At 62.6% G+C, this 6714-nt stretch carries 4 protein-coding genes; 3 read left to right on the forward strand and 1 reads right to left on the reverse strand.

The window, feature by feature from the left end:
• Positions 1–44: 44 nt before the first annotated feature.
• Positions 45–1010: a 2-hydroxyacid dehydrogenase gene (locus ACK59Z_RS22860; RefSeq protein WP_179052914.1), complete on the reverse strand. Its 966-nt coding sequence runs from the start codon at positions 1008–1010 to the stop codon at positions 45–47.
• 292 nt (positions 1011–1302) lie between these two features.
• Here ACK59Z_RS22860 and ACK59Z_RS22865 point away from each other — a divergent pair, with 292 nt between their 5' ends.
• The 3 genes from ACK59Z_RS22865 to ACK59Z_RS22875 all read left to right on the forward strand — a co-directional run bounded on the left by ACK59Z_RS22865 (position 1303) and on the right by ACK59Z_RS22875 (position 6593).
• Complete coding sequence (locus ACK59Z_RS22865; RefSeq protein WP_070096876.1) at positions 1303–2985, forward strand: fatty acid--CoA ligase; 1683 nt, start codon at positions 1303–1305, stop codon at positions 2983–2985.
• A 331-nt stretch (positions 2986–3316) separates the two neighbouring features.
• Entirely contained in the window at positions 3317–5203 is a 1887-nt protein-coding gene (locus tag ACK59Z_RS22870) for a DUF1302 domain-containing protein (RefSeq protein WP_019750459.1), read from the forward strand.
• 25 nt (positions 5204–5228) lie between these two features.
• A complete protein-coding gene (locus ACK59Z_RS22875) occupies positions 5229–6593 on the forward strand; it encodes a DUF1329 domain-containing protein (protein WP_019750460.1) in 1365 nt (454 codons plus the stop codon).
• Positions 6594–6714 lie beyond the last annotated feature (121 nt).

Here is a 6714-nt window from a genome sequence, read left to right on the forward strand (position 1 = left end):
TCCTGGAAAAAAGTGGCGCAGTGTAGCAGAGGCGGGCGCCTGGCTCAGCTGACCACGCGGCGTGGCTGCCCGGCGAAGAAGGCCTGGGCGTTCTCGCTGAGCTGGCCGACGATGCGCTGGCGCGACTCCACGGCACCCCAGGCGCTGTGCGGGGTGATGATCAGGCGTGGGATGCCGGGCTCCAGCAGCGGGTTACCGTTGACCGGCGGTTCCACGCTCAGCACGTCGGTGGCCACGCCGCCCAAGTGACCATCGCGCAGGGCATCGGCCAACGCCTGTTCGTCGATCAGGCCGCCGCGGGCGGTGTTGACCACCAGTGCATTGGGCTTGAGCAGGGCCAGTTCGCGGGCGCCGAGCATATGCCGGGTGTGCTCGTTCAGCGGGCAGTGCAGGGTCAGGGCGTCGATTTGCGGCAGCAACTCGTCCAGCGGCAGCCGGTCGGCGCGCTCCGGGCGGCCAGGGATCTGCCCGCTCAATACGCGCATGCCGAAGGCTTCGGCCAGCCTCGCCACTGCGCTGCCCAGTTCGCCGTGGCCGAGCAGGCCGAGGGTTTTGCCCTCCAGTTCGACGATAGGAAAGTCCAGCAGGCAGAACTGGCTGGCCTTGGCCCACTGGCCATCGGCCACCGCCTGGTTGTAGTCGCACAGCCGGGTGGCCAGGGCCAGCAGCAGGGCCAGGGTATGCTGGGCGACAGACGGCGTGCCGTAGCCCTGGCAGTTACACACGGTGATGCCCTGGGCGCGGGCGGCGGCCAGGTCGACATTGTTGGTGCCGGTGGCGGCCACCAGGATCAGCTTCAGTTGCGGGTTGGCGGCCAGGGTAGCGGCGTCGAGCATGACTTTGTTGCTGACCACTGCCACGGCGCCCTGCAAGCGTTCCGCGACCTGGTCCGGGCGGGTGGCGGCGAACAGTTCGAACTGGTCGAACTGCTGCTTCAGGGGCGAAAGGTCGAGGTCGCCAAGGTCCAGGGACTGGTGATCGAGAAACACGGCGCGACGCGGGCTGGGCATGAAGATCTCCGGTGGCAGGCGGGATAAGGGTGTTGTGGCCATTCGCGGGCATGCCCGCACCCGCAAGGTCACCACAACCCTTGCAGGAGCGGGCTTGCCGGCGAAGAGGCCCTCGGCTTCAGCACCAACCTGAAGCCGCCGCCGCAGTGTCTAGCTCAACCTTGCTGCCCGTCAACGCCCGCCACTCATACCTCTGCCACGCAAATCATTCCTTCGGCTGATTTGGCCGTCACATTGGCGAACTACAGTAAACCCCGACTTGTCCGGCCCGCTTTTCAGAAAAGGGATCCCCATGTTGCAGACTCGCATCATCAAGCCCGCCGAGGGCGCCTATGCCTATCCATTGCTGATCAAGCGCCTGCTGATGTCCGGCAGTCGCTATGAAAAGACCCGCGAAATCGTCTACCGCGACCAGATGCGGCTGACGTATCCACAGCTCAACGAGCGCATTGCACGCCTGGCCAATGTGCTGACCGAGGCCGGGGTCAAGGCCGGTGATACCGTAGCGGTGATGGACTGGGACAGCCATCGCTACCTGGAATGCATGTTCGCCATCCCGATGATCGGCGCTGTGGTGCACACCATCAACGTGCGCCTGTCGCCGGAGCAGATCCTCTACACCATGAACCACGCCGAAGACCGCGTGGTGCTGGTCAACAGCGACTTCGTGGGCTTGTACCAAGCCATCGCCGGGCAGCTGACCACTGTCGACAAGACCTTGCTGCTGACCGATGGCCCGGACAAGACTGCCGACCTGCCCGACCTGGTCGGGGAGTATGAGCAGCTGCTGGCGGCGGCCAGCCCGCGCTACGACTTCCCGGACTTCGACGAGAACTCGGTGGCCACTACCTTCTACACCACTGGCACCACCGGTAACCCCAAGGGCGTGTATTTCAGCCACCGCCAGCTGGTGCTGCACACGCTGGCCGAGGCCTCGGTCACCGGCAGTATCGACAGCGTGCGCCTGTTGGGCAGCAACGACGTGTACATGCCCATCACCCCGATGTTCCACGTGCATGCCTGGGGCATCCCCTACGCCGCCACCATGCTTGGCATGAAGCAGGTGTACCCGGGCCGCTACGAGCCGGACATGCTGGTCAAGCTGTGGCGTGAAGAGAAGGTCACCTTCTCCCACTGCGTACCGACCATCCTGCAGATGCTGCTCAACTGCCCGAACGCACAGGGGCAGGACTTCGGCGGCTGGAAGATCATCATCGGCGGCAGTTCGCTCAACCGTTCGCTGTACCAGGCCGCCCTGGCGCGCGGCATTCAGCTGACCGCCGCGTATGGCATGTCGGAAACCTGCCCGCTGATCTCCGCAGCACACCTGAACGATGAACTGCAGGCCGGCAGCGAGGATGAGCGCGTCACCTACCGAATCAAGGCCGGTGTGCCGGTACCGTTGGTCGAAGCGGCCATCGTCGACGGCGAAGGCAACTTCCTGCCCGCCGATGGTGAAACCCAGGGTGAGCTGGTACTGCGTGCGCCGTGGCTGACCATGGGCTACTTCAAGGAACCGGAGAAGAGCGAGGAGCTGTGGCTGGGTGGCTGGCTGCACACCGGTGACGTCGCCACCCTCGACGGCATGGGCTACATCGACATCCGCGACCGCATCAAGGATGTGATCAAGACCGGCGGCGAATGGGTTTCCTCGCTCGACCTGGAAGACCTGATCAGCCGCCACCCGGCCGTGCGCGAAGTGGCGGTGGTGGGGGTGGCGGACCCGCAGTGGGGTGAGCGCCCGTTTGCCCTGCTGGTGGTACGTGACGGCCACGCTATCGACGCCAAGGCACTGAAGGAACACCTCAAGCCGTTCGTCGAGCAAGGTCATATCAACAAGTGGGCGATTCCAAGCCAGATCGCCGTTGTTACTGAAATTCCCAAGACCAGTGTCGGCAAGCTCGACAAGAAACGCATCCGCCAGGACATCGTCCAGTGGCAGGCCAGCAACAGCGCGTTCCTTTCCACGTTGTAACCGTTGTGCGGGTCGTGCACGTCAGAGCGTGACCCGCATGCTAGAGAGCCCGCCGCCTTGCCAAACGACAGAAATGCGCCATCCTTGAGCACTGCCAGCCCGCAACCGGAGCAAAACTGCAGCGAGTTGGTGGCATGGAGCGCAAATCACACTTTAGAGGGATCAAGCGCCTGTGCCTGCTGGCTATAGTCGGGGCCAGGGGATTTTCAGGAATGGGGGAGGGCGACATGCGCAAGCTGTGTCGCCGCGGGTGCAAGCCTGCAAACCGGTCGCTCGGGCCGTTCTTGAAAGGACTCACTGCCATAACAAAAAAGTACATGGAGTAGCGTCGATGAAATCTGCAAACCTGTTCTGGCGCCGGGCCAAGCTGCCCTTGGCCGTCAGCCTTGCTTCCACGCTCGCAAGTCCTGCTTTCGCTGTCAGCTTCAACATTGGTGAAATCGAAGGCCAGTTCGACTCGTCGCTCTCCATCGGCGCCAGCTGGTCGACGGCCAACCCCAACAAGAACCTGATAGGGGTGAACAACGGCGGCAAGGGCCTTTCACAGACATCCGACGATGGCCACCTGAACTTCAAGAAGGGCGAAACCTTCTCCAAGATCTTCAAAGGCATTCATGACCTGGAGCTCAAGTACGGCGACACCGGTGTGTTCGTGCGCGGCAAGTACTGGTACGACTTCGAGCTGAAGGACGAACACCGCGAGTTCAAGGACATCAGCGACTCCAACCGCAAGGAAGGCGCCAAGTCGTCCGGCGCCGAGCTGCTCGACGCCTTTGTCTACCACAACTACTCCATCGGCGATCAGCCTGGCTCGGTGCGGTTTGGCAAGCAGGTAGTGAGCTGGGGTGAAAGTACCTTCATCGGCGGCGGCATCAACTCGATCAACCCCATCGACGTGTCGGCGTTCCGCCGCCCCGGGGCCGAGATCAAGGAAGGCCTGATTCCCGTCAACATGTTCTACATCTCGCAGAGCCTCACCGACAACCTGTCGGCCGAGGCCTTCTACCAGCTCGAATGGGATCAGACGGTCGTCGACAACTGCGGCACCTTCTTCTCCCAGCCGGACATCATTGCCGATGGTTGTACCGACAACTTGCGCGTGCTCAATAGCAGCCGCACGGTGCCGGGCGCTGCGCAGCAGTTCCTCGCCTCGCGGGGCGTGAACATCAACGAAGAGGGTGTGATGGTGCGCCGTGGTGCCGACCGCGATGCGCGTGACAGCGGCCAGTTCGGTGTAGCCATGCGCTATATGTTCGAGCCGTTGGACACGGAGTTCGGCGCCTACTTCATGAACTACCACAGCCGTGCACCCATCTTCAGTGCCACAGGGGCTCCGCCGTCCGTGTTCGCCGGGCTGAGCGCCCTGCCTGCACAGCTGCGCGCATTGGCGCCTCTGATTGTGGCGGGGAATTCCGAGTACTTTGTGGAATACCCCGAGGATATCCGCCTCTATGGCTTGAGTTTCTCCACCACGTTACCCACTGGCACCGCCTGGAGCGGCGAAGTCAGCTACCGCCCTAACGCGCCAGTGCAGCTCAATACCACGGATATCCTGTTCGCCGGTGTCCGTCCCATTGGCGGCGCGTTGAGCAACGCATCGTTGCTGACCGGTACGCCGGGGCAAGACCTGCATGGGTATCGCCGCAAGGAGATCACCCAGTTCCAGACCACCCTGACCCATTTCTTCGACCAGGTGATGGGCGCCAGCCGGATGACAGTAGTCGGTGAAGTGGGTGTCACCCATGTCGGCGGCCTGGAGAATGCCCACGATACCCGCTACGGTCGCGACCCGGTGTTCGGCCCAGGTCCATTGCCATCCACCGGTGGCGCCGATACCTGCCAGGCGCTCAATGGCAGCACCATCGCTGGCGCGGGTGCGGGGACATCCACCACCAACCTGAACCGCAAATGCGAGAACGACGGCTACACCACCAGCACTTCCTGGGGTTACCGCACGCGGGTCATCTGGGACTACAACGATGTCTTTGCCGGCGTAAACCTCAAGCCCAGCGTGGCCTGGTCGCATGACGTTTCTGGCTACTCGCCTGGCCCTGGTGCCAACTTCGAGGAAGGCCGCAAGGCAGTCAGCCTGGGCCTGGACGCCGAGTACCAGAACACCTACACGGCGAGCCTGTCGTACACCAACTTCTTCGATGGCAAGTACAGCACCGTGGATGACCGTGACTTCGTCGCGCTCAGCTTCGGCGTGAACTTCTAAGCATACAGATCCAGGACGACACGACATGAACAAGACCAGAAGTCTGCTGCAAGCCGGTGTACTGGGCCTGTCCCTGCTGGCGACCAGCGTCATGGCTGCGGTATCCGCCGACGAGGCGGCCAAGTTGGGCAGTACCCTGACCCCGATGGGGGCTGAAAAGGCCGGCAACGCCGATGGCTCGATCGGCCCTTGGGAACCGCTGTCGAAGAGTGCGGGCAGCGTCGACGGCAAGGGTTTCCTGGCCGACCCGTATGGCAGTGAAAAGCCGCTGTTCACCATCACTGCGCAAAACGCCGAGCAGTACAAGGACAAGCTTTCGCCGGGCCAGATGGCCATGCTCAAGCGCTACCCGGACACCTTCAAGATCCCTGTATTCAAAACCCATCGCGGCTCCACGGTACCTGCGGACGTGTTCGCCGCCATCAAGAAAAACGCCACCCAGACCACGCTGACGGAAGGCGGCAACGGTTTGAACAACTTCAACACGGCGGTGCCGTTCCCGATCCCGAAAACCGGCCTGGAAGTGATCTGGAACCACATCACCCGTTACCGGGGGGGCAGTGTCAGCCGCCTGGTGATCCAGGCCACGCCGCAGCAGAACGGCTCTTTCAGCCCGGTTTACTTCTCCGACCAGTTCGTCTTCCGCGACAGGATGAAGGATTACGACCCGAACAACCCAGGCAACATCCTGTTCTACTTCAAGCAGGAAGTGACCGCGCCAGCGCGCCTGGCCGGGACTGTGCTGCTGGTGCACGAAACCCTCGACCAGGTGAAGGAGCCGCGCAAGGCGTGGATCTACAACGCCGGCCAGCGTCGCGTGCGCCAGGCGCCGCAAGTGTCGTATGACGGCCCGGGTACCGCCGCCGACGGCCTGCGTACCTCGGACAACCTGGACATGTTCAACGGTGCGCCAGACCGCTACGACTGGAAGCTGGAAGGCAAGAAGGAGCTGTACATCGCATCGAACGCCTTCAAACTGGATGATCCGAAGCTCAAGTATGCCGACATCATCAAGGCTGGGCACATCAACCAGGACCTGGCCCGTTACGAGTTGCGCCGCGTCTGGCACGTAGTCGCAACCCTCAAGCCAGGCCAGCGGCACATCTACGCCAAGCGTGATTTCTACATCGATGAGGACACCTGGCAGGCCGCAGTGATCGACCAGTACGACGGCCGTGGCCAACTGTGGCGCGTGTCCGAGGCCCATGCTCAGCCTTATTACAACGTGGAAGTGCCTTGGTACACCCTGGAAACCATCTACGACCTGCAGTCCGGTCGTTACCTGGCCCTGGGCATGAAGAACGAAGAGAAGCGCGCTTACGACTTTGGCTTCAGTGCCAGCAAGGCCGATTTCCAGCCTGCAGCGCTGCGTCAGTCGGGTATTCGCTAAGCTGAAATCACTGAACGCCGTGTGATCCCCAGAACGCCCCGGCTCGCCGGGGCGTTTCTATTTCCTGAACCGGCCTCTTCGCGGGCGAACCCGCTCCTACAGGCTCCGCGCAGCCCTGTAG

This window comes from Pseudomonas sp. KCJK9058 (assembly GCF_046230975.1).
GTDB classification, from domain to species: Bacteria; Pseudomonadota; Gammaproteobacteria; order Pseudomonadales; family Pseudomonadaceae; genus Aquipseudomonas; species Aquipseudomonas alloputida.

Bases quoted from the DNA above. Each gene is read 5' to 3' on its own strand.
- ACK59Z_RS22860 (WP_179052914.1), bottom strand. From the start codon at position 1,010: ATGCCCAGCCCGCGTCGCGCCGTGTTTCTCGATCACCAGTCCCTGGAC.
- ACK59Z_RS22870 (WP_019750459.1), top strand. From the start codon at position 3,317: ATGAAATCTGCAAACCTGTTCTGGCGCCGGGCCAAGCTGCCCTTGGCC.
- ACK59Z_RS22875 (WP_019750460.1), top strand. From the start codon at position 5,229: ATGAACAAGACCAGAAGTCTGCTGCAAGCCGGTGTACTGGGCCTGTCC.
- ACK59Z_RS22865 (WP_070096876.1), top strand. From the start codon at position 1,303: ATGTTGCAGACTCGCATCATCAAGCCCGCCGAGGGCGCCTATGCCTAT.